The 23,539-nt window shown below is 53.8% G+C and carries 22 protein-coding genes; 17 read left to right on the forward strand and 5 right to left on the reverse strand.

Annotated elements, in window-relative coordinates; translation table 11 throughout:
- The first annotated feature begins 39 nt into the window (after positions 1-39).
- The 12 genes from GT003_RS02810 (at position 40) to GT003_RS02865 (ending at position 12,602) form a co-directional block, all read left to right on the forward strand.
- Complete coding sequence (locus GT003_RS02810; protein WP_420831394.1) at positions 40-516, forward strand: PRC-barrel domain-containing protein; 477 nt, start codon at positions 40-42, stop codon at positions 514-516.
- A 3-nt stretch (positions 517-519) separates the two neighbouring features.
- Positions 520-714: a hypothetical protein gene (locus GT003_RS02815; protein WP_090641631.1), complete on the forward strand. Its 195-nt coding sequence runs from the start codon at positions 520-522 to the stop codon at positions 712-714.
- A 184-nt stretch (positions 715-898) separates the two neighbouring features.
- Positions 899-1,969, forward strand: a complete 1,071-nt coding sequence (locus tag GT003_RS02820) for an AI-2E family transporter (RefSeq protein ID WP_161694137.1) — start codon at positions 899-901, stop codon at positions 1,967-1,969.
- Between the two features lie 523 nt (positions 1,970-2,492).
- Complete coding sequence (gene alaS, locus GT003_RS02825) at positions 2,493-5,129, forward strand: alanine--tRNA ligase (RefSeq protein WP_161694139.1); 2,637 nt, start codon at positions 2,493-2,495, stop codon at positions 5,127-5,129.
- Positions 5,130-5,178: 49 nt separating this feature from the next.
- Positions 5,179-5,439 carry an IreB family regulatory phosphoprotein gene (locus tag GT003_RS02830; RefSeq protein WP_090642134.1) on the forward strand — a complete coding sequence of 87 codons (261 nt, stop codon included), beginning with the start codon at positions 5,179-5,181 and terminating at the stop codon, positions 5,437-5,439.
- Between the two features lie 26 nt (positions 5,440-5,465).
- Entirely contained in the window at positions 5,466-5,882 is a 417-nt protein-coding gene (gene ruvX / locus GT003_RS02835) for a Holliday junction resolvase RuvX (RefSeq protein ID WP_161694141.1), read from the forward strand.
- Positions 5,883-5,890: 8 nt separating this feature from the next.
- Positions 5,891-6,202: a DUF1292 domain-containing protein gene (locus GT003_RS02840; RefSeq protein ID WP_161694143.1), complete on the forward strand. Its 312-nt coding sequence runs from the start codon at positions 5,891-5,893 to the stop codon at positions 6,200-6,202.
- Positions 6,203-6,358: 156 nt separating this feature from the next.
- Positions 6,359-6,658 (forward strand): DUF1292 domain-containing protein, encoded by a 300-nt coding sequence (locus GT003_RS32400; RefSeq protein ID WP_338045855.1) that lies wholly within the window; start codon positions 6,359-6,361, stop codon positions 6,656-6,658.
- Between the two features lie 91 nt (positions 6,659-6,749).
- Positions 6,750-7,880, forward strand: coding sequence for an endolytic transglycosylase MltG (gene mltG, locus GT003_RS02850; protein WP_239565630.1), 1,131 nt, complete (start codon positions 6,750-6,752; stop codon positions 7,878-7,880).
- 84 nt (positions 7,881-7,964) lie between these two features.
- The gene (locus GT003_RS02855) at positions 7,965-8,909 is read left to right on the forward strand and encodes a peptidase U32 family protein (protein WP_161694147.1); all 945 of its coding nucleotides are present in this window, start codon (positions 7,965-7,967) and stop codon (positions 8,907-8,909) included.
- A gap of 52 nt (positions 8,910-8,961) precedes the next feature.
- Positions 8,962-10,212 (forward strand): peptidase U32 family protein, encoded by a 1,251-nt coding sequence (locus GT003_RS02860; RefSeq protein ID WP_338045854.1) that lies wholly within the window; start codon positions 8,962-8,964, stop codon positions 10,210-10,212.
- Between the two features lie 239 nt (positions 10,213-10,451).
- Positions 10,452-12,602: a methyl-accepting chemotaxis protein gene (locus GT003_RS02865; protein ID WP_239565629.1), complete on the forward strand. Its 2,151-nt coding sequence runs from the start codon at positions 10,452-10,454 to the stop codon at positions 12,600-12,602.
- 177 nt (positions 12,603-12,779) lie between these two features.
- On the opposite strand, the gene GT003_RS02870 is transcribed toward GT003_RS02865, so the two are convergent.
- Positions 12,780-13,460 carry a zinc metallopeptidase gene (locus GT003_RS02870; RefSeq protein WP_161694151.1) on the reverse strand — a complete coding sequence of 227 codons (681 nt, stop codon included), beginning with the start codon at positions 13,458-13,460 and terminating at the stop codon, positions 12,780-12,782.
- A 27-nt stretch (positions 13,461-13,487) separates the two neighbouring features.
- Positions 13,488-13,970, reverse strand: coding sequence for a MerR family transcriptional regulator (locus GT003_RS02875; RefSeq protein ID WP_239565628.1), 483 nt, complete (start codon positions 13,968-13,970; stop codon positions 13,488-13,490).
- A gap of 365 nt (positions 13,971-14,335) precedes the next feature.
- On the opposite strand from GT003_RS02875, the gene GT003_RS02880 reads away from it, so the two are divergent.
- From GT003_RS02880 to GT003_RS02890, 3 genes are all read left to right on the forward strand, one after another.
- Entirely contained in the window at positions 14,336-15,706 is a 1,371-nt protein-coding gene (locus GT003_RS02880) for an ammonium transporter (RefSeq protein WP_161694153.1), read from the forward strand.
- Between the two features lie 108 nt (positions 15,707-15,814).
- On the forward strand, positions 15,815-16,885 hold the full coding sequence (locus GT003_RS02885; RefSeq protein ID WP_161694155.1) for a DUF294 nucleotidyltransferase-like domain-containing protein: 1,071 nt from the start codon (positions 15,815-15,817) through the stop codon (positions 16,883-16,885).
- Between the two features lie 20 nt (positions 16,886-16,905).
- Positions 16,906-17,640 (forward strand): exonuclease domain-containing protein, encoded by a 735-nt coding sequence (locus GT003_RS02890; RefSeq protein WP_161694157.1) that lies wholly within the window; start codon positions 16,906-16,908, stop codon positions 17,638-17,640.
- Here GT003_RS02890 and GT003_RS02895 read toward each other — a convergent pair.
- Together GT003_RS02895 and GT003_RS02900 are read right to left on the reverse strand one after the other, a co-directional pair.
- Positions 17,614-18,096: a M67 family metallopeptidase gene (locus GT003_RS02895; protein ID WP_161694159.1), complete on the reverse strand. Its 483-nt coding sequence runs from the start codon at positions 18,094-18,096 to the stop codon at positions 17,614-17,616. The genes GT003_RS02890 and GT003_RS02895 overlap by 27 nt on opposite strands.
- Positions 18,097-18,194: 98 nt before the next feature.
- Positions 18,195-19,499, reverse strand: coding sequence for an MFS transporter (locus tag GT003_RS02900; RefSeq protein WP_161694161.1), 1,305 nt, complete (start codon positions 19,497-19,499; stop codon positions 18,195-18,197).
- A gap of 149 nt (positions 19,500-19,648) precedes the next feature.
- Here GT003_RS02900 and GT003_RS02905 point away from each other — a divergent pair, with 149 nt between their 5' ends.
- Complete coding sequence (locus GT003_RS02905) at positions 19,649-20,230, forward strand: TlpA family protein disulfide reductase (RefSeq protein WP_161694163.1); 582 nt, start codon at positions 19,649-19,651, stop codon at positions 20,228-20,230.
- Between the two features lie 111 nt (positions 20,231-20,341).
- Here the strand turns inward: GT003_RS02905 and cimA are convergent, their stop codons facing one another.
- Positions 20,342-21,955 carry a citramalate synthase gene (gene cimA / locus GT003_RS02910; protein WP_161694165.1) on the reverse strand — a complete coding sequence of 538 codons (1,614 nt, stop codon included), beginning with the start codon at positions 21,953-21,955 and terminating at the stop codon, positions 20,342-20,344.
- 251 nt (positions 21,956-22,206) lie between these two features.
- Here cimA and GT003_RS02915 point away from each other — a divergent pair, with 251 nt between their 5' ends.
- Positions 22,207-23,493, forward strand: a complete 1,287-nt coding sequence (locus tag GT003_RS02915) for a DNA polymerase IV (RefSeq protein ID WP_161694167.1) — start codon at positions 22,207-22,209, stop codon at positions 23,491-23,493.
- Positions 23,494-23,539: the final 46 nt, after the last annotated feature.

The following is a 23,539-nucleotide window of genomic DNA, read 5'->3' on the forward strand; positions in this document are numbered from 1 at the left end:
CCTGTCATTGAGATGAACGCCGGCAAGCATGTCGGACACGTGAAGGATGCTTGGTTCGATGAGCATTGGGAACTGGGCGGCATCATTTTGGATGCTGGCAGGCGTTTCTTCACATCGATGAAAGCTGTCACGTGGAACGAAGTTTTGGTTTGCGGAGAAGATGCCGTTATCGTCATGAACGAAGCATCCGTGAAACGGACCAAACCGGCGGCAGTGCAGCGCTCCTTTTTGACCGGAACCGTACGATTGAAGGATTTGCCCGTCATTACCGCTCATGGCGAACAACTTGGACGCGTATCGGATGTTTATTTTAGCGATATACAGGGTACACAAATAATAGGCTATGAGTTGACGGATGGTTTCATAGCGGATATCATGGAAGGCCGCAAGTGGCTTCCTGCTCCGCTTCAAGCTGACGAAGTCATGCTAGGCAATGCTGTCATTATAGTACCGGCCGGAAGCGAGGACAACCTCTCGCCGGTCGCTGTTTCTGAGACGGATATTAGGGAGAAATGAGCTATGAAATGCCCAAATTGCAGTTCAAAGGATATCGGAAAAATCGGTTCGCACCAGTATTACTGTTGGGGCTGCTTCATCGAACTGACGGTGAACGGCGAGAAGATGTCCGTCTATCAAGTCGAGGAAGACGGCACGTTAAGCTCGCTGGACGATTTGTTCTTTGAAGACGAAATGCCGCAGGTGCACGCGAACTAAATCGAAGCGTTCCACCCGGTTATTTGGGAAGGCGGCCTGCAGAGGTCGTCTTTTTTTTGCGTCCGCGCGCACGCTCGGGATGATTCCGGCAACTTGTACATATACTGTAATACCAGTTATATCGGATGCGGACTTGGATTGTTTAAGCGCGGACGTAAGGTTGAAACAAGGGAGGGATGCGGCCTTGGAACGGTTTACGAATAACCGGATATTTGCATGGCTCTTGTATCTCATCATGGGATTGGCGGCCCTGTATCTGCTTCTGTTGGTGAAGCCGGTATTCCTTCATATCTACGTCTTCTTGCGGGCGGTGCTCGCTCCGTTCTTGATCGCCATGATTATTTCTTACGTGCTCAATCCGATCGTCAGCCTGCTGAATGAACGCAAAGTGCCCCGGACGATGGCGGTACTACTCATCTATGCGGTTTTCTTAGCCGGATTGACCGTTATCTTGATGAATGCAATCCCCATGTTCATCGATCAGCTGCAGGAGCTCAATCGTCATATGCCGGATTTGTCGATGAAAGCCCAGAATATCGTCGACGGCCTCAACAACAGTTCTTTCCTGCCGGAGAGCTTCCGCTCGGGGATCAATAAATCGTTGTACAAGCTCGAGAAGCAGGGCTCGGATGCCATCTTCAGCTTCATCAATAATATCGGGGCGATGCTGAACGTCGTTTTTATCGCGTTCATTATTCCGTTTTTGGCGTTCTACATCCTGAAGGATTTCGAGGTATTCGAGCGGACGCTGCTGACCTACGTGCCGAAGCCGCACCGCAAGCATGCCGTAAGGCTGCTCAAGGACATCGACAATGCACTGGGAAGTTATATCCGCGGGCAATTCATCGTGTGCGTCATCGTAGGCACGCTCGCTTACATCGGCTATCTCATCATCGGCATGCCCTACCCGCTGCTGCTGGCCAGCGTCGTCGCGGTAACGAATATCATTCCGTATCTAGGTCCGTTCTTCGGCGCGGCTCCGGCGCTCGTGATGGCTTCGACCGTGTCGCTCAAGATGATGCTGATGGTCGTTATCGTGAACAGCGTCTGCCAGATCCTCGAGGGCAACGTCGTTTCTCCTCAAGTCGTCGGTCGAACGCTGCACATGCATCCGTTATCGATCATTTTCGCCTTGCTCGTAGGCGGCGAGCTGGCCGGCATCGTGGGCATGATTTTGGCCGTGCCGATCTTTGCGGCGCTTAAAGTCATCGTGCAGCATATCTTCGCGTATTACGTTCGCAGGAAGACCATTTGACAGTGCGGCAGGTTTGCTGATATTCTTCTTTTATCTAGGTTATTTGCATACGTGAAAACGACGATGAAACTGAAGTAGATCATAGACCGCCAACAGAGAAAGAATTCCTTCGCGCAAGCGGATTGGTTTGCGTGTACGACCGAGAGGTTGGACATGCAGCATTCCGCTACGGATTGGTTTGCGTGTACGACCGAGAGGTTGGACATGCAGCATTCCGCTACGGATTGGTTTGCGTGTACGACCGAGAGGTTGGACATGCGGCATTCCGCTATTGGAACGACGCGTCGGCTGTGAGAATTCTAAGGGCGAAGGATGATCGAAAGCTGGTTTCGGAGTGTGAACGAACTTCGCCGGTGGACCCGTTATCGTCCTTACAAGGAGATTGTGTTGGACCTGCTTAGCCGCCTCAAAGGGCAGCGCTCCGTCGGACCGCGCAATAACCAGGGTGGTACCGCGAATGATTCGTCCCTGTTTTTAGGGGCGTTTTTTTATTTTATTCGACATTGTGGAGGCTGATTCGAACATGAAAGCTAGTGAAATCCGTTCCAAATGGCTCGCTTTTTTTGAAAGCAAAGGCCATAAAATCGAGCAGAGCGCGTCTCTCGTTCCGCATAACGATCCATCCCTGCTGTGGATCAATGCGGGCATGGCGCCGCTGAAGCCGTATTTCGACGGCCGCGTCATTCCGGACAATCCGCGCATCGCCAATTCGCAGAAATGCATTCGCACGAACGATATCGAGAACGTCGGCAAAACCCGCCGCCATCATACGATGTTTGAAATGCTGGGCAATTTCTCGATCGGCGACTATTTCAAGGAAGAAGTCATCACGTGGGCATGGGAATTTTTGACGAGCCCGCAGTGGATCGGCTTCGATCCGGAGCGTCTGTCCGTGACGGTATATCCGGAAGACGAGGAAGCGTTCCGTTTCTGGAACGAGAAGATCGGCCTGCCGGAAGCGCGCATCTATAAGCTGGAAGAGAACTTCTGGGATATCGGCGAAGGCCCTTGCGGTCCGTGCACGGAGATCTTCTACGACCGCGGCGACGCATTCGGCGACTTGAGCGATCCGGAATGCTGGCCGGGCGGCGAAAATGAACGGTTCCTCGAAGTATGGAACCTCGTGTTTTCGCAATATAATCATAATAAAGACGGCAGTTACACGCCGCTGCCGAACAAAAACATCGATACGGGAGCGGGCCTGGAGCGGTTCACGTCGATCCTTCAAAACGTGGACTCCAACTTCGACACCGATCTGTTCCGCCCGATTATCGACCGCACTTGCGAGATTGCCGGCGTGTCCTACCACACGAACCCGGAGCATGACATCGCGTTGAAGGTCATTGCCGACCATATCCGGACGGTAGCCTTCGCAGTCGGCGACGGCGTCATGCCTTCCAATGAAGGCCGCGGATATGTCATCCGCCGTTTGCTTCGCCGCGCGGTTCGTTACGGGAAGACGATCGGCGTCGATCGTCCGTTCCTGTTCGAGCTTGTAGCCGTCGTCGCCGAGATCATGGGCGCCTACTATACGGAAGTCGTGGAGAAACGCGAATTCATCGAGAAGGTCATCCGGACCGAAGAGGAACGTTTCCACGAGACCCTCTCGGACGGTCTTTCTTTGTTAGGCGAATTGGTCAAGTCGGCTAAAGCCTTTGGCAAGTCCCTTATTAGCGGACCGGATGCGTTCAAACTGTACGACACGTATGGTTTCCCGTTCGATTTGACAGAAGACTATGCCGCCGAGCATGGCATGACGGTTGACCGCGACGGCTTCGATGCTTCGATGGAGGAGCAGCGCACGCGTGCGCGCGCAGCGCGCCAGGACACGGGCGGCATGAACGTGCAAGGCGGGCCGCTGGCTGACTTTACGGAGAAGTCGGCATTCGTCGGTTATCAGGATCTTACCGTAGACGGGGCGAAGGTTCTGGCGATCGTCGATGGCGATTCGCTCGTTCAAGAAGCCGGCGAGGGCAGCCATGTACTGGTTATCCTGGACCGTACCTCTTTCTATGCCGAGAGCGGCGGCCAGGTCGGCGACAGCGGCACGATTGCCGGCGAAGGCTTTACGCTGTCGATCGACAATGTGACGAAGGCACCCCATGGCCAGCCGGTTCATCATGCCATCGTTGAGCGCGGAACCGTCAAAGTCGGCGATTCCGTTCAAGCGGTCGTCACGACCGCGACGCGCGAGGATACGATCAAGAACCATACGGCGACGCATTTGCTTCACCGCGCGCTGAAGGACGTGCTCGGCGAGCATGTCAACCAAGCGGGTTCGCTCGTTGAGCCAGAACGGCTGCGCTTCGATTTCTCCCACTTCGGAAGCATTACGCCGGAAGAACTGACGGAAATCGAACGCCGCGTAAACGAGCAAATTTGGCTCGGTACATCGGTGCAGATCGACAACAAGTCGCTGGCGGAAGCGAAAGCGATGGGCGCCATGGCGCTGTTTGGCGAGAAATACGGCGAAGTGGTGCGGGTCGTGCGCGTGGGCGATTACAGCTTGGAACTGTGCGGCGGCTGCCACGTGGCGAACACGTCCCAAATCGGACTGTTCAAGCTTGTCAGCGAGAGCGGCATCGGTTCCGGCGTGCGCCGGATCGAAGCGGTAACCGGCCGTCATGCCTACCTGTACATGGAAGGTCAGCTCGATGTGCTGAAACAAGCAGCCGTTCTGCTGAAATCGAATTTGAGCGACGTGCCGAAGCGCATCGAGGGACTCCATGCTCAAGTGAAGGATCTGACGCGCGACAACGAATCGCTGCAAAGCAAATTGAGCCGCATCGAAGCGGGTTCGCTGGAAACGCAGGCGAAAACGATCGGCGGCGTGACCGTGCTGGCGGCCGAAGTGAACGCGCCTTCGATGGATGCCCTGCGCGGAATCGTGGACGAATTGAAGACGAAGCTCGTCAGCTCGATTATCGTGCTAGGCGCCGCCTCGGAAGATAAAGTCAATTTAGTCGCCGCCGTATCGCCCGATCTGGTGAAGCAAGGTTTCAATGCAGGCAAAATCATCAAGGAAGCCGCGGCGGCATGCGGCGGCGGCGGCGGCGGCCGCCCGGATATGGCGCAGGCCGGCGGTAAAGATCCTTCCAAACTAGCAGCAGCGCTCCAAATTGCCGAAGAACTGGTTCTTGCGCAGTCAAATGTGATATGATAAGGGTATAAATCGGCTGTCAAGCGACTTGGAAAGTGAGGTGCTGGCGATGAATTCGATGGACAAGACAATGAAATTCGACGTGAAGGCGGAAGGGGAAGCGTCCTCGAGAGAGATCATGCTTTCCGTGTACGACGCGCTGCTTGAGAAGGATTATAATCCCATCAATCAAATTGTCGGTTATTTGTTGTCCGGAGATCCTGCATACATCCCTCGGCATAACAATGCCCGAAGCTTGATCCGCAGGAAAGAGCGCGATGAATTGATTGAAGAGCTGGTGCGCTCCTACCTTAGCCAGCACAGCAAATAAGGGAATAGAAATGAGGTTCCATCCGCATGCGTCTAATGGGTTTGGATTACGGCGACCGCAGGATCGGTGTTGCCGTCAGCGATGCATTCGGTTGGACCGCGCAGGGCGTCGGTGTCGTCGAGAAACGCCGCGATAATCGCGAGGACGACGACATTGCGAAGCTCGTGCAGGAACATGAAGTATCTGAGATCGTAGTCGGATTACCGAAGAACATGAATGGCACCATCGGACCGCGTGGCGAAATTTGCATCGCATTCGCACAACATTTACAGCAGAAGCTAAATGTACCCGTACACCTTTGGGACGAACGGCTGACAACCGTTGCCGCAGAACGCACGCTTATTGAGGCGGATGTCAGCCGGAAGAAGCGAAAGTTAGTGGTGGACAAAATGGCGGCGACGCTCATTTTGCAAAATTATCTCGATTCTAAAACGAAAAGGTGAGGGTAACGATGACAAAGGACAACATGCAGTACGAAGAGCCAGAAATCATCTACATTCCGGATGAAGAAGGCAACGAAGAAGAATTCGAGGTAGTCATGAAGTTCGAGGTTGACGGCTCCGATCAGAAATATATGATGGTCGTTCCGCTGAACGTCGATTCCGAGGACGAGCAGGATGAAGACGCGGACGAAGTCTATGCCTTCCGTTACGAAGAAGACGGCGATGATCTGAAGCTCTATACGATCGAGGACGAAGAAGAGTGGAACATGGTTGAAGAAACCTTCAACACGCTTCTGGCCGAGATTGACGATAACGATTAAGAAGGCGATTGGTTTGCATAGGGCGATTGGTTTGCGTTCACTGTCGTAATACAGGGAATGCAGCATTCGCCAACATCTTCGAATAGGGAATGCGACATTATCCAGCATCCTCGATTCAGAATACATGTCAGCCCCGGGCTGAAAGGAGTACTGCACGTGTCTGAAATCAAACGGATTTCCATCTTGGATCCGATCTATGGGACGGAAGTTGATTTGATCGGGGAGTCGGGCGAGACCGAACCGTTCCGAATCATCGCCGAATTCCAGCTTGGCGAACGCTCTTATGCAGGCTTGCAGTCGCACAGCATGCAGAAGGAAGATGAAATCGCATTCTTCCGCATCGTGTTGAACCAAGGTTCCGAACCGGAGCTGGAGTCCATCGAAGATGACGAGGAATGGGAAGACGTCGCGGAAGCTTATGATGATTTAATGTTCGAAGGCGACGAGCAGCCTTAACTGCTAAGCGCCGGCTGAAATATAGAGGACGGGAAGGGGCGGCGCTGACCGCCCTTTTTCCGCGCAGACATGAGAAACGGGGGATCGTTGCTTGAGTCCATCAAAGCATCAGCCGGACGGCGCTTGGCCGGCTAACGACGACATGCGGCCAGCGGGGCCGGGTAAAGGGCGCATTACGTTTTGGGTTATAACCACGCTTCTCAGCTTGATGATCCTGATTGTGGGCGGTACGTATTTATATATTTGGAATGGTTTGCGCCCGACGTCCTCAGGCGACGCCGTGCAAGTCGAGTTGAAGAAGGGAACTTCTCCTTTCACATTCGCGGAGACGCTTGAAGAGCAGGGCATTATTCGTAACGCATTTTTGTTTAAATACTATTTGCGTTATAAGCATGAAGGTCCTAAGTTCATGGCTGGCGTGTACGAGATGAAACCGGGGATGGACAAGCAGGCGATCATCGCGAAGCTGAATGCCGGCGAGGTCGTGAAGGCGGAGACGATCAAGTTCACGATTCCGGAAGGGCTGACCGTCGAACAAATCGCGGACAAGCTGAGCGAGGCCGGTTTCGGAGACAAAACTTCGTTCATCGCGGCAGCCGATAAGGTCCAGACATGGCCGGATACGGAAGCGTCGACTCATATTCCGACCGACAACAAGCTTCGCCACCGGCTGGAAGGTTATCTGTTTCCCGAGACGTACGAACTGCCGAAGGATACGAAGCAAGACGCGATTATCGACCGACTGCTGCAGGAGCTGGACCGCAAGCTGGACACGCTGCCGGAGAACTGGGAAGACGCGCTTGAACAGAACGGCGTCGGCTTCCATCAGATGCTGACCATCGCTTCCCTTGTAGAACGGGAAGTCGTCGTCGACGAGGAGCGGCCGATCGTAGCCGGTATTATATACAATCGGATCAAGAAGGGGATGCCCCTTCAAATCGATGCGACGGTGCAATATCTGCTCGACAAGCAGAAGGAACGGCTGATGGAATCGGATCTGCAGGTCGACAGTCCGTATAATACGTACAAGATCAAAGGACTTCCCCCGGGACCGATCGCTTCGCCGAGCATCAAGTCGATCGAAGCGGCGCTGTTCCCGAAACAAACGGATTATTATTACTACGTGACGAAGAAAGACGGCAGCCATGAGCATTTGTTTGCCGAAACGCTCAAGCAGCATAATCAGAACATCGCGAAGAGCAATCAAACGGCAAAGCAATAGCATGTGCTTACGAAGCCGTAATTGAATGTCTTTGCCGGTTTAATGATCAAGCCTTCGCTCAACAAACGTTAGGAGGATTTACAAATGGCAACAAAGCCGGAGCTGCTAATAGATGCAGCTTCTTTAGCCGACATGGAGCGGTTGATCGAAGCGGGTGCGGATGCGTTCGTAGTAGGCGAGGCCAGGTACGGCATGCGGCTTCCCGGCGAATTCGATATCGGCGCTATGGCGGCAGCCGTGAAGCTGGCGCATGCGAATCGGGTTTCCGTCTACGCGGCGGTCAACAACGTCATGGATAATGCGACGGTGGACACGCTGCCGAATTATATCGGAGCGCTGGCTGATGCCGGCGTAGACGCCGTCGTATTCGGCGATCCGGCCGTGCTCATGGCGGCGCGCGCATCGGCGCCTGCGATGAAGCTGCACTGGAACGCCGAAATGACGTCCACGAACTACGCGACAGCCAATTATTGGGGCCGCCGCGGCGCGTCGAGAGTCGTGCTTGCCCGGGAGCTGAACTTGGAGCAGATTATCGGCGTCAAAGAAAATACCGAGCTCGCCGTGCAAGTGCAAGTACATGGCATGACAAATATTTACCATTCCAAGCGGCCGCTCGTCCACAATTATTTCGAACATCAGAACAAAGACGGCGCGTTAGAGAACGTTCCGGTTCACGGCAAACGCGAAGATGGCCTCTATCTCATCGAGTCGGAACGTCCGGACGAACGTTTCCCGATCTACGAGGATGCGAACGGAACCCATATTATGAGTTCCGACGATCTCTGCATGATCGAGAACCTGCATGAGCTGATGGAAGTTAATATCGATAGCTTTCGAATCGAAGGCCTGTTAAAATCGATAGCATACAATGAAGCTGTCGTGCGCGCTTATCGCTCGGCCATCGATGCATATTGCTCGGACCCGCTTGGTTACGCGTTTAATGAAGATTGGCTGGAGTCCATCGTCCAACTGCAAAATCCGGCGCGCGAGCTGTCATATGGATTTTTCTATAAAGAACAGGTGTATTAATCTATTTAACACGGTAAGAAGTCACCCTTGAAGGTTCTTGGAGGTGAGGATGGTGACAACGCAAACAGCCCATCGTTATAAGGGTAAAAGAAATCGGCTGGATAAGCCGGAATTGCTGGCTCCTGCCGGCAATTTAGAAAAATTGAAATTTGCCGTCCATTACGGAGCGGATGCGGTTTATATCGGCGGTCAGAAATACGGCCTGCGGTCGGGTGCAGACAATTTCAGCTTTGCGGAAATGAAGGAAGGCGTCGAATTCGCCAAGCAATATGGCGCCAAAGTGTTCGTGGCGACCAATATCTATGCGCATAACGAAGATGTATCGGGACTGGAGGATTACCTCCGCGAGCTGGAAAATGCGGGTATCGCTGCGATCATCGCCGCGGATCCGATTATTATCGAGACGGCGCAGCGCGTCGCTCCCAAGCTGGAGGTCCATCTGAGCACGCAGCAGTCAACCATGAATTGGCAGGCCGTTCAGTTCTGGAAGGAAGAGGGTTTGCCTCGCGTCGTACTGGCACGCGAAGCCAGCCTGGAAGAGATCGAACAAATCAAAGCGCACGTGGATGTTGAAATCGAAGCGTTCATTCACGGCGCCATGTGTTCTTCGTTCTCGGGACGGTGCGTGCTGTCCAACCACTTTACGGACCGCGACTCCAATCGCGGCGGCTGCTGTCAGTCCTGCCGCTGGAAGTACGACATCTACGAAGACGATATTCAGATGGTAGGCATGGAAGCCGATCAATTCACGATGGGATCGAAAGACCTCTGCATGCTGGAGCACATTCCCGATCTGATCGATGTCGGCGTCGACAGCTTCAAAATCGAGGGCCGCATGAAGAGCCTTCATTACGTTGCGACCGTCGTAAACGCGTACCGTCAAGCGATTGATTCTTACATGGCGGATCCGGAAAATTACGAGCTGAAGCAAGTATGGCAGGACGATATTCAGAAAGCCGCGAATCGGCCGCTCAATACCGGCTTTTTCTACGATACGCCCGGGGCCGAAGATCATATTTACGAGCCAGAAGACAAAGCGGCGCCGTACGATTTTGCAGGTGTCGTCGTTTCCTACGATGAAGCTTCCGGCACGGCGGTCATTCAGCAGCGCAACCATTTCAAGCCTGGACAAGAAGTGGAGTTCTTCGGTCCAAACGGGACTTTCTTCAAACAAACCGTCGAAGCGATCGCGGACACGGACGGCAACGTCCTCGATGCGGCGAGACATCCGCTGCAGCATGTCGTGATAAGGACGGAATCGCCCGTTAAGCCCATGGACATGATGCGCAAGCGGGTCCGATAATGCGTTAGACCTAGAAACATCCTCGTCGATCATTCGATAGGATGTTTTTTTTCGTGATTTTTTCCTTAATCCTAACAAAACCATTTCGGGATACCGATAAATTGGATAATGCAATTTGTCGAAACTTGCTTTTGGATGATGGAATTGACGTAAGCTTTCCAACGTAAGCATGCGACACATACCGCAATCACGCTCATCCGAAATCGCAACTCTATCCCTAGATCAGGTGGTGTCCAGCAATGAAGGTCAAGGCAAAAAAAGAAAAAAATCAATCGAAGGCTAAAGGCGAGAGCTTGAATGAAAACGCGAAGGCGCTTTATTCGTCGTCCGTCAATGGAATCAAAAATGTGAAGATTTCAAACCCAATCAAATCAGTAGGACTCATGCTGTTTTTGATTATTTTCTTTGCGATCGTCGTGTGCGTTCTCGTCGTAGGTCTATTCTCCTACTCGACCTCGAAATCGATCCTCAAAGACAAAGTCGCGGAATCGAGTTCCGTCGCGATCGCGCAATCGAACGGCAAGCTGGATCTCATGTTCAAAAACTACGAAGCGTTGTCCATGCAAATTCTGTTGGACAAAAACGTGCAGGATTATCTGCAGGCTTACAAAAAAGCTACCGATGACTATGACAAGTTCGATATCATGAAGAAACTTAGCGACTCCATACAATCGTACATTCTCGGCAATCAGACGATTGTCGGCGCGGCGATCATCCCGATTACGGGGGAAGCCAATTCCGTGACGGTCGGCAGCACGAACGTGACGACTGCCGATGCGCAGAAGTCGGATTGGCTGAAGCCTATCGTTGACGGAGCAGGACGGCTTACCTGGCTGCCAAGTCAAGCCAAGGGGTACAGCGGCACTTCGAACGATCCGACGTTCGCCATGGGGCGCGTCATGAAGAATACGATAAGCAATGAAGGCAATTTTATCATCCTCATCGAGGTCCGACTGCAGGAAATAGCGGATCAACTGAGCGATTTGAAGCTTAGCGATGGCAGCGAAGTGTATATCCAGGACGACAACAATAATTTGATCTACAGCGCGAAAACGGATCAGCTGGGTAAAGCTTCGCCGTTCGTGCTCCCGGTCGAAGGCAAAAAAGCCGAATCGGGCTCGGTAACCGGCAGGGATTCGCAAAGCCACGAGTCGTTGGTCATGTACAACAAATTCGACAGCACAGGTTGGAAACTCGTAGGGACGGTGCCGGTCGATAAGCTGGTCGAAGACGCGAAGCAAATCCGCAATGCGACGTATATCATCGCGGCCATTGCGGCGCTTCTGGCGATCGGGATCGGACTTCTGGTTATTCGCATGGTTGCCATACCGCTCGTTAATCTCCGCAACCTGATGAACGAAGGCGAGCGCGGGAATTTGACGGTACGCTCCAAGATTAACAAGAAGGACGAGATCGGTCAGTTGGCGCAAAGCTTCAACCAAATGATGACGCAGATTACCATCCTTGTGACGCAGTCGAATCAATCCGCGCAGGACGTGCTGGCAACGGCAGGCGAGTTGTCGGATGCCTCGAAGAAAACGGCCATATCGGCGCGGGAAATTGCCGTCGCTACGGAAGAAATCGCCGGCGGCGCAACAAGCTTGGCTGTCGAAGCGGAGAAGGGAAGCGATCTGACCAGCGAGATCGGCCAGCAAATGCAGCAGGTGACGACGGCCAACCAAGAAATGGGCGCAGCCGCAAGCGAAGTGGAGAAAGCGAGCCGTCAAGGTACGGTGTACATGAACAGCCTAATCGAGAAAACGGGCATGACGGAAGAGATGACGCGTTCCATGGTGGAGAAGGTTGACCGCTTGAAGGAATCAACGCGTTCCATTCGCAAGATTTTGGAAGTGTTGGACAACATGACGAAGCAGACGAATATCTTGTCCCTTAACGCCACGATCGAAGCGGCGCGTGCGGGTACGGCCGGCAAGGGATTTATGGTCGTCGCGGACGAGATTCGCAAGCTGGCGGACCAATCCCGTCAATCCATCGATGTAGTCGGTCAAATTACCGAAACGATCCAGAGAGAAATCGACGAGACGGTCAGCGTCCTATCCGATGCCTATCCGATCTTCCAAGAGCAGATTCAATCGGTTAAAGAAGCCAATCAAATTTTCCTTACGGTACAAGGACAAATGGGCGACTTTGTAGGCCGTCTCGGCACCGTGACGAATTCAATCGGCACGCTGGAGCGTTCGCAGCTCGTTCTGTCCGAAGCCATGGGCAATGTCAGTGCCGTTGCCGAAGAATCATCCGCGACATCCGAGGAAGTCGCTTCGCTCAGCAGTGAACAAACGAACATCAGCGAAAGCCTTGTCCGTTTGTCGGACAAGCTGGAAACCGTTTCAACGGGCTTGAAAGAAACGCTGAGCCGTTTCCGCACCTAGCCGGGCCGAAGTTTAGATGCGTTTATGCAATAAGACCGATGACAAACAGGAGCTGCTCCGAAGCGATTCAGCTTTGGGGCAGCTCCAGTTGTTGACATTGTTGTAAGCCTTGCTCGTCATCGCATATATACAAAAAGGAGGGCAGCTTTCGCTGCCCTCCTTTTCCTGCATCCAACGTTATTCTCGTTGCTGGGTGAAGATCATGATGTACTTGATCAGCTCAAGCAGCGAGATGAGCGCCGCTGCCACGTACGTTAATGCTGCGGCATTCAATACTTTGGCGACGCCGCGTTCTTCGTCGTTCGTGATGAAGCCTTCGGCGACCATCAGATCGCGAGCCCGGCTGCTGGCATTGAATTCGACGGGCAGCGTTACGAGTTGGAAGGCGACCGCGCATGAGAAGAAGATGATGCCGAGTCCGATCAACCCGGTAGCGTGGAACAAGAACCCTGCGATGAGCAGGAAAGGCGCTACGCCGGAGGCGAAATTAACGACCGGGAAGATCCGGTGGCGAAGGGCCAGCATCGGGTAGTGCTCTTTGTGCTGAATGGCGTGCCCGACCTCGTGACAGGCCACAGAAACGCCGGAGATCGAGTTTTCGTAATAGACATGCTCCGAAAGCCTTACGACGCGGTGAATGGGGTCGTAGTGGTCCGAGAGGGTGCCTGGAACCGGCTCGACCGGAACGTCATGGAGTCCGTTGCGATCCAACATCATCCGCGCGGCCTGGTAGCCGGTAATGCCGCTCGCGGTCGGAACCTCCGACCAGCGGTTAAACGTGCCTCTTACTCTGAACTGCGCCCATATCGATAAGGCGAATGCGATGATAATCAGAAAGTCCATCGGGTGAAAAAACATACGAATTCCCTCCGTTTGATTAGAATGCTACATGATTCCGCCTTTGTTCAGCAGCAGCATCAGCGTCTCGACGCAAGCGGCGGTTTGCGGAATGAGCCGCTTGAAAACCTGTTTGGCCTGACCGGGCTTTAATTGGCTGATCACAGGTTCGATCGCCTTGACTTCGCGCTGCAGCTGTTCAAGATGAATTTCAAGCTCGATGAGCTGTTCGGAAACCTCTTCGTGCGAAGAAACTTTCCCCCAGCCGGACAAGCTCGTTTTGATTTCATCCAGCGAATATTTATCTTGCTTCATTTGTACGATACGTTTGAGACGCGATAAGGTTTCATCACTGTATAAACGATAATTTTTGGCTGAGCGGCGTTCCGGTTCGATAAGGCCCATAGAAGTGTAGAAATCAATCGTGCGAGGGCTTACGCCGGCCAGTTTGGACAATTCGCCGATCCGATACAATAATAATTCAGACATCGCAGACACCTCTTTCATTATAAGACGGGTATGTACGTTCATAAAATCCTATGTATCTATGATACAAATCCTGAACCATACAGTCAAACGTAATGCTTTGACAATTCCTGCTTTGCAGAAAACCTGACATGGGAAAATCGTCCCCATGCATTTCTAGACGAATGTCGTTTGTTTAACGAGATAAAGGAGGCTTAGGTTCGTTGAAAGGCGAAGATTCATACCGGGAATCAACCGTTTCTAGCGATAGGTTGTGAAAAAACTTAACAATACCTTACAAGACGGACACGAATGTTAGATTTTTTTCTAAGAAATACAAAAACCGTATTGTCAAAACAAGGACTTCTGACTATAATGACATTAAGTCTTTCATATCATGTTATGAAACATTACATTAGGGAGTGGTCGCAATGGTCAAGAAGTTAATTTTGTCTTTAGGAGCCCTATCGTTGTTATTTCCGGCAATGGCGTTCGCGGATGATCCGTCCGCAGGTACGCTCAACATGGGTCTCAACTCGATTTGGGTTCTAGTCGCAGCAGTTCTGGTCATCTTGATGCAAGGCGGCTTCATCCTGTTGGAATCCGGTTCGACGCGAATGAAGAATGCGGGTCATATTGCTGGTAAAACGATCTTCACGCTGGGTCTTTGTACCTTGGTCTATTGGGCCGTCGGTTATGCATTCGCCTTCGGTACCGACAATGCCGAGAATTCCATCAGCTCCGTAGTCGGCTGGGGCGGCGCCTTCTTCTCGCCAAGCGTAGCTGCCGCAGACGGCGAATCGCTTCCTTCGACGGTATTCTTTATCTTCCAGCTGGCTTTCGCCGCTGTATCGCTTTCCATTGCATGGGGCGGATTTGCGGAACGCGCCAAGCTTTCTGCTTACCTGGTCTTCACGGTACTGTTCACGGCGCTTATTTATCCGGTCATCTCGCACTGGATCTGGAGCTCCACCGGTTGGTTGTTTACAAAAGGCGCGCAAGACTATGCAGGCTCGACAGTCGTTCACTTAACGGGCGCGATCGCGGCCTTCGCCGCGACGGTTCTGTTGAAACCGCGGATCGGCCGCTTCAATAAAGACGGTTCAGCCAATGAAATCCTCGGTCACAACCAAGTGTTCGGCGCTTTGTCCGTACTCATCCTGTGGGTAGGCTGGTTCGGATTCAATGCAGGAAGCGCGCTTAGCGTAGGCGACGGATTCTTCGGCTACGTAGCGTTCAACACGCAGCTTGGCGCGGCGGGCGGTGCGGTAGCGGCGCTGCTGATCTCCTGGCTGGTGAACGGCAAAGCGGATATCACGACGACATTGAACGGCGCTTTGGCCGGTCTCGTTGCAATCACGGCGACTTGCGCGTTCGTTGATCCGTGGGCTGCCGTTGTCATCGGTCTGGTAGCGGGCGTGCTCGTATTCTTCAGCGCTAAATTCTTCGAGAAAATCAAAGTCGACGATCCGATCTTCGCGCTTTCTGTTCACGGCGCGGCAGGAGTTTGGGGTACGGTCGCGAATGGTATCTTCGCTACGGACGTCCTTGCTAAGAAATTGAACGTCGGCGAAGGCGGCCTGATCGACACGGGCAACTGGCATCAGCTGTGGATCCAAGTCGAATCCGTCCTCGTGTGCGGAGGCTACACGCTCGTCGCTTCCTTCATCCTGCTCGGCATCATGAAGGTGGTCATGGGTCTTCGCGTAACGGAAGAGCAAGAGATTATCGGTCTCGATCTTTCCGAGCACGGTACGTTCGGATATCCGGAGCAAATGAAAAAAGCGCAGCAAAACATGTAAGCTTGGTTCGACGGAAAAGCAAGAGATCCAAGCATGAGACTTGCGCCTCGTCGGCTGACGTTGGTGCAGGTTTCGTCTTGGCTATCCTGACATTGAGGTGAGCGCAGCATGAGCGACCCGGTCCGTGCGGAGCTGCTTGCACGCATCGGCAATACCGGCGATGTTGCAGCACTACGCGGCTTGCGGGATCAAATTCAAGCCCATATGGGACCTCTGCTTTTCGAACGGCCGATCGAACAATTTTATACGGATCTGAACGAGGTTCACGACGCATTGATTCGGCGTGCCGTCGCCCTCTCGGAAGAGAAACTGGCACGGATGGGGGAAGGTTCCCCTCCCGTGCCTTACGCGTATTTGTTGTTCGGCAGCGGGGGCAGAGAGGAACAAACGTTAACCAGCGATCAGGACAGCGGACTTGTCTATGCCGATCCGGAGGATCCTTCGCAGCTTGAGGAGGTTGCCCGCTATTTCGGGCTCTTCGCGCAAACGGTCGTCATGACGCTTCAGCAGCTTGGCTATCCGCCTTGCGAAGGCGAGGTCGTCAGCTCGAATCCGTTATGGTGCCAGTCGTTGTCGCAATGGACCGGGAAGCTGGATCTATGGTTCAAGGAACCGGACTGGGAGCGGGTGCGCTATCTGCTGATCGTAGCGGATTGCAGAATCGTCGCAGGACAGCCCTTCGTATGGTTAGCGCTGAAAGAACATTTCTTCATGCTTATGTTGTCGACCGATCGGATCGCGGAGAGCATGTTGAACAACACGATGCGGCATAAGGTGCTGCTTGGCGTATTCGGGCAGCTGTTCAAGGAACATTACGGCGAAGACGCGGGCAGCCTCGATTTGAAATACGGCGCGTACATTCCGATGGTCAACGCGATCCGGCTGCTTGCCATACAGGCCGGCATTCGGGCGACGGCGACAATGACGCGCATCGAGGATTTGACGCGGCACGGGGTTCTTGACGAAGCCGAGGGCGCTGCCTATGCCGAGGTCTTCCGATTGTTTATGCGGCTGCGCCTGCTCACGACCTCCAAGCTGGAAGACGGCTTCTATACGTCGGGCGGCAAGCTGTCGAACGCAAGGCTGACCAAGGAGCTGATCGAAGAGCTTAAAGCCGGCCTGCGCATCGTGAGGAAGCTGCAGAAGAAGGTTCGGAAGCGAGCGACGGGACGGATCTAAACCACCCGGAGGGGAGTAACATGAAAGAGCAAAAAGGCGTAGGCCGGATGTGGCATTTGTACAAAATGGGCGGAATCACGCCGGCGCTGGCTTCGATGATGGGCGCCCAGAATGCGCAGCAAATGGCTTTCATTCGCTCCATGTCCAAGGAGCAGCGCAAGGATTCGATCATGGATCGGCCCCTTAGCGAGATGGAGGTCGTCGTCTTCGATTTGGAGACGACCGGATTTTATCCGACGAACGGGGATGAGATTCTGTCGTTCGGGGCGGTGCTGCTTAAGGGCGGTCAACTGATGGAGGACCAATCCTTCTACAGCCTGGTCAATCCCAGGCGCAAGGTGCCGAAGCATATTACGGAGCTGACCGGAATAACGAACGAGATGGTTCAGGATGCGCCCGACTTGATGCAGGTGCTGCATGATTTTATGGAGTTCATCGGTAAGCGGCTCCTGATCGCGCATGCCAGCGGACATGACAAGCATTTCTTGAACGCCGCTTTATGGCGCACGTCGAAGGTGAATCTCACGCACCGGGTGCTGGATACGATGATGGTCGCCAAATGGCTGGATCCCGGTCGGACCAATTACAATTTGGATGATCTGCTGGATCAAGCCGGCATTGCCATCACGCAGCGGCATCATGCGCTCGAGGACTCGGTCATGACGGCAAAGTTATGGCTGAATTACTTGCGGCGCATGCTGGATCGGAACGTTGTGACGTTAGGGGACTTATACGCTTATTTGAGCAAGCATTAACGGCGAAAGCCTGCTTCCTTGCAGCCAATACGGCTGAATGAGGAGACGACGGCCGTCATCGAGCTGCGGGGAGACGATCCAATACGAAATTCCGCTGCCGTCCGCCGGAAGGCCTGCCTGATCCGCTATGCTGGGGACGGGCAGGGAGGCGGGATGGGAGTGAAAGAAACCGACGAGCGTTTGTCGGTTTTTTTGCATGTCGTAATGGGCGCGTATCCAGTCGGCCGGATCGAAGGAAAATTGCTTCTCGGGACGGAGGGCTGCATTTCTGACCGCATGAACGGATGTGACGCGTAGAAAACGAGCGGTTGGCAGCGAAGCGCCGGACTCGTTGACGTCGACGTATGCGCCGGATAAGACGCCGCATGCTTCATGCGGGAGCGCTCCAGCGCAAAGTTCGGCGAGCAGCTCGTAAGCTTCAGGCGTAAGTTGGGCGTAAATTGGCGTAGTCGTCATAGCAATTAATACTGCTCCCTTCCATGCGAATGCATCGGTCGATGACGGTGTCATCCCGCCTTGTCATTATAGCGCATATGGAGAGCCGGAGGAGCAGGTCAAGCGTCGCCGGCTTGTTTCGGCGGATGGACGAGGAACACGATGATGAGCAGCGCGCCAACCGATAGTCCGGAGACGATTCCATACAACAGCATGTCCGATTTGCCGGCGATCCAGCCGAACAACGGAGGACCGAACGCGACGCCGAAAAAACGAAGGCTGCTGTACAACGACGTTACCATGCCGCGGTGCTGGCGGTCGACGGATCCGGTAATTAGCGTATTCAGGCATGGCAGGAGAAGCCCGGTCCCGAGGCTGCTTAAAGCGGCGAAGCCGATCAGGAAGTAAATGTTCTTATGGAAGAACGCTGCGGCGGCCAGCGCGACGCTCATCACGCCGAGTCCGACGATCATCAAGACGCGCATTAACGGACCGTTGTTTTTGATCTTGTGACCCGTGATATAAGCGGTGATGACGAGAAACAGCAGCGGAATGGCGAGAATGCCGCCTTTGGCCACGCCGTCGATATTGTACGGCGCCTTCTCCAGCAGGTCCGAGAGACGGAAGAGAACGCCGAATAAGATAAACAAGCCGAGGGAGCCGGAAATGAAGGCGCCGATCAGCCACCTACCCTTTTCGCGGTAGAGCTTGCCGATGTCCTTGACGTATTGTTTGATCGGCAGCGCCTGCTCCTTGCCTTCTTTGGACGGTTCTTTGATCAGGAACAGCATCGCCGCGAACGAACCGGCGCAGAAGACGGGAAACGCGAATAAAGGCGCGTACCAGACGATAAGCGCGAGCAGGGAACCGATGATCGGACTGACGACCTTGCCGGCGCCGTTGGAAGCTTCGATCAATCCCAGCGCTTCGCTTTCCTCGCCGTCCTTGTATTTGTCGCCGACCAGCGCCATCGCGATGGATGATGTGCCTGCAGCCCCGATGCCTTGAAGGGCTCTGGCGGCGATTAGGAAGCTGTAGGAATGCATGACGGCAGCGATGCCGGCCCCGATGCCAGCGATGCCATAGAGCGCAAGCGACGGCAGGATGACGGCCTTGCGCGAGTAACGATCCGACAAATAACCGGAGACCGGAATAATAAGGCCCGCCGCGACGGAAAATAGCGTAATGATAAGACTGGCTTGAAACGTCGAAATTTGCAGCTTCCGCTCCATGTCGGGCAAAATCGGCACGAGCATGGAATTGCCGAGTACGAGTACAAGGGGGACCGTCGCCAGGGCGGTATATTCCAGCCACTTGCTGCCGCCTTTTCCTTTAGGCTGCGATTTCGAAGAACCGCCGCTCTCCGTCGTCCGTACCTTGCCTGAATTGCCGGCCGCGCCGCGGGATTTCGTCGTATGCTTCATCTCCTATTGCCCCCAAACCCATGAATTGACCGTCCGGTCTCGAGGGTAATGTGCCCATGAACTTGAGCTGCCATTCTCGATCGTGGTAACATAGAGGAATCGAATACGAATTACAGGCAAATCGACAACTTTCGGGAAGAAGGCGCATTATGAAACGATCCCTTATACTGCTCGCCATCGTGCTTATACTAGCAGGTGCCGCAGTTTATCAAAATAACGGCAAGCATGACGACGCCTTGGCGGCATCTTCGGATGTACGGCCAAAGCCAGGCTACACGGCCCCGACGCTTACCCTGCCGGATTTGAAGGATCAGAACGTCGCGATCGGCGGGAAGCAGGATAAGCTGACGCTGGTGAACTTCTGGGCTTCCTGGTGTTATCCTTGCGAGATGGAGGCGCCCGACCTGCAGGCGTTAGCCAAGGAATACAAAGGCAAGCTTCAGATTCTGGGCATTAATGCGACGAGCCTTGACAAAGAGCGTCAAGCAAGGGAATTCGTCGATCAGCAGAAGCTCACCTTTCCAATTCTGATGGATCGGAAAGGCAATGCACAGGAGTTGTACAAAGTGAACTCCTTTCCTCTAAGCGTGCTGGTAGACGGAAACGGTATTGTTCGGGAACGTGTCCAAGGCGTCATCGATAAGTCGAAATGGCAGGAAATGATCGACAAGTGGCTGGATGCCGCGATCGAAGAAAAAGCTTCCGGCAATGCTGCAAGCAAAGCCTCCTGAGGATTCTCTTGAGGCAGGCATCTCCTGTCGGTAACAAATAAGTAACAAATAAAGACCGCCACCTTCTTATAGAAGGGATGGCGGTCTTTTGCGTTTGTCGCATCGAATTTACTAATGGTTGACGAGTCCCAATTGTTCGCGCGGCTCGTCATGATTATCGACCTTGAGCTTCGTCAGCAGCGCATAACGGATACTGTCTACGAGCGCTTCCCAGCTCGCTTCAATGACGTTGTTGGACACGCCTACCGTATTCCACGTGTTTTTGAAATCCGTCGATTCCATGAGCACGCGAACTTTGGCGGCCGTGGCGTCCTTCTCGTCGATGACCCGTACCTTGTAATCGGATAGATGGAAGTCGTTGATGCTCGGGTAGTATTGTTCAAGCGCCTTGCGCAGCGCGTTGTTGAGCGCATTGACAGGGCCGTTGCCCTCGGCGGCCATGTAGACGGTTTGCCCGTCCACGTTTACTTTGACGATCGCCTCGGCGTTCATGCCGTGGCCGTTCGTTTTCTCGACGAGCATTTTTAGCGATTCCAGCTTAAAAATTTCTTTCATTTCGCCGAACGCATCGCGCAGCAGCAGCTCGAGAGAGGCGTCCGCGCCTTCGAACTGATAGCCTTGATGCTCCAGGTCTTTGATGCGCTCCATGATTTGTTTCGTCTTCTCGTTGTTCGCATTGATATCGAGTCCAAGCTCCTGCGCCTTGGAGATGATATTGCTCTGGCCTGCCAGCTCGGATACGAGGACGCGCTGTTTGTTGCCGACGAGCTCGGGCTGAATATGCTCGTACGTCTTCGAATCCTTCATGATCGCGGAGACGTGAATCCCGCCTTTGTGGGCGAACGCGGCGTTGCCGACGTACGGCTGGGCGACTGGCATATGGACATTGGCGATCTCGCTGACGTAGCGGGCCGTCTTCGTCAGCGATTGCATTTGATCGTCGCTGATGCAGCGATAGTTCATCTTTAATTGAAGCGTCGGCAGGATCGAGCACAGATTCGCGTTGCCGCAGCGCTCGCCATAACCGTTGATGGTGCCTTGAATCTGGCGGGCGCCCGCTTCTACGGCGGCGAGGGTATTGGCCACGGCAAGCTCGCAGTCGTTATGCGTATGTATGCCGATCGGCGTGCTCAGTTCGTTGGAGATACGGGATACGATGGAATGAATCTCCGTGGGAAGCGTGCCGCCGTTCGTGTCGCATAGCACGATCCAGTCGGCGCCGGCATCCTGGGCTTTGCGAAGAACGGCAAGCGCGTACTCCGGGTTATGCTTGTAGCCGTCGAAGAAATGCTCGGCGTCGAAGATCGCCTCGACGCCTTTGCGTCTCAGGAAAGCGAAGGAATCGTAAATCATGGACAGATTTTCTTCAAGCGTCGTTTGCAAAGCGGTGTGCACGTGGAAGTCCCACGACTTGCCGACGAGCGTCGCGGCAGGAACGCCGGATTCCACGATGCGCAGCAGGCTGCTGTCCTGGTCGGCGATGCTGTTCTTCCGGCGCGTGCTGCCGAAAGCCGTCAGCTTGGCGTTCAGTTTCATGCCTTTGACGCGTTGAAAGAACTCGATGTCTTTGCTGTTGCTGCCGGGATTTCCGCCTTCAATATAATGAACGCCTAGCAAATCAAGCTTCTGGGCGATTTTTACTTTGTCCTCTGCGGAAAGACTGATGCCTTCTCCCTGCGTGCCGTCTCGAAGCGTTGTATCGAATATGGAGATCGTGTTTCCCATGAATGCAGAAGCCCCCTTCCTCAGAATCGTTTTTTTGGAATACAAGAAAACATGATTGGCGTACATGCTTACTTATATTTATGAACCTTTTAGCGTAGTCATAATTTTTTATTATACCATTAGATAAGCAGGGCGTAAATGTTCGATAGGGCGGCAGGATAGGGAATGTTGACGGTAAGGGGACGCGATTGGTATGCTGAAAATACGATCATATGATCGGTTGGCGAATCCGGGGGAGGATGATTGCAGCGATGTCGAAGGAGCGGGAAACGGCGCCTCCCAAAAGCCGTGTCATTCTTCATTTGGATATGAACGCGTTCTATTGTTCGGTTCACGAGGCCGAGGAGCCTCATTTATATAAAGGCAAGCCGACGGCGGTCGCCGGAAGCGTGGAACTGCGCAAAGGGATCATCGTCACGTCTTCCTACACGGCACGAGCGCTGGGCGTGAAGACGGGCATGACGGTCCGGGAGGGACTCCGGCGCTGTCCGGAGCTGATATTGATCAGTCCCGACTTCAATCTCTATCGCACCTATTCCAGGGGCTTCATGTCGATCGCCAGGCAGTATACGCCGCTCGTGGAAGCCGTCTCCATCGACGAATGCTACTTGGATATCACGGGTTCATCGGCATTCGGCGAACCTCTGGATATCGCGCGTGCCATTCAAGAGCGGATCACATCGGAGTGGAATTTGCCTTGTTCCATCGGTATCGCGCCGAATAAGCTGTTGGCCAAAATGGCTTCCGATATGAATAAGCCGAACGGCTTTACCGTCCTGCGCATTCGCGACGTTCCCGGCATACTCTGGCATAAGCCTTGCGAAATGCTGTTCGGCATCGGCCGGAAAACGGCGGATAAGCTGACGAAGCTCAATATCCGGACGATCGGCCAGCTTGCTGCCGCAGACGAGGCGATGCTGGTGAAGCATTTCGGCGTCATGGGTTCTTGGATGAAAGCGGCCTCGCATGGTTTCGACTATGCCCCCGTGAATGCCGAACGTGAGCGCAACAAGTCCATCGGGCATACGACGACGCTCCCGAAAGACGTCGTCGACCGCGAGGAAGCGCATCGCATCCTGCTCAATCTGGCGGATCAGACGGGCAGGCGGATGCGGCATCAGAAGATGCTTGCCATGACGATCCAGATCGTCATTCGCAGGCCGGACATGACCACGATCAACCGCTCGGTCACGCTCGGCGTACCGACGGATAACGCGGCCGATATTCACAGGGAAGCCTGCAAGCTGTTCGATAAGCACTGGAAGAAAGGCGAGCCCGTCCGCCTGCTCGGCATTACGCTTCAAAACCTGTCCCTGCAGACCGAAACCGCGGTTCAGCTGGATTTATTCAATTATGCGGAGCAGCCGAAGAAAGCCGCGCTTACCAAAACGATGGATATGTTGAGGGACAAATTCGGAGAGGATGCGGTGTTAACGGCAGGGATGCTCGGAGACGATCCGTCAGCCTTAATTCGCAACAAACGAATTCGAGGGACATCCTTGCAAAGGGACGAGCATATGTTATATAGTGATGAGTGAGGGTTGTTTGCTTATGATGTAGCATATACGTAAGTTTTGAGCTTAC

Source organism: Paenibacillus sacheonensis, from assembly GCF_009909195.1.
GTDB classification, from domain to species: Bacteria; Bacillota; Bacilli; order Paenibacillales; family Paenibacillaceae; genus Paenibacillus_Z; species Paenibacillus_Z sacheonensis.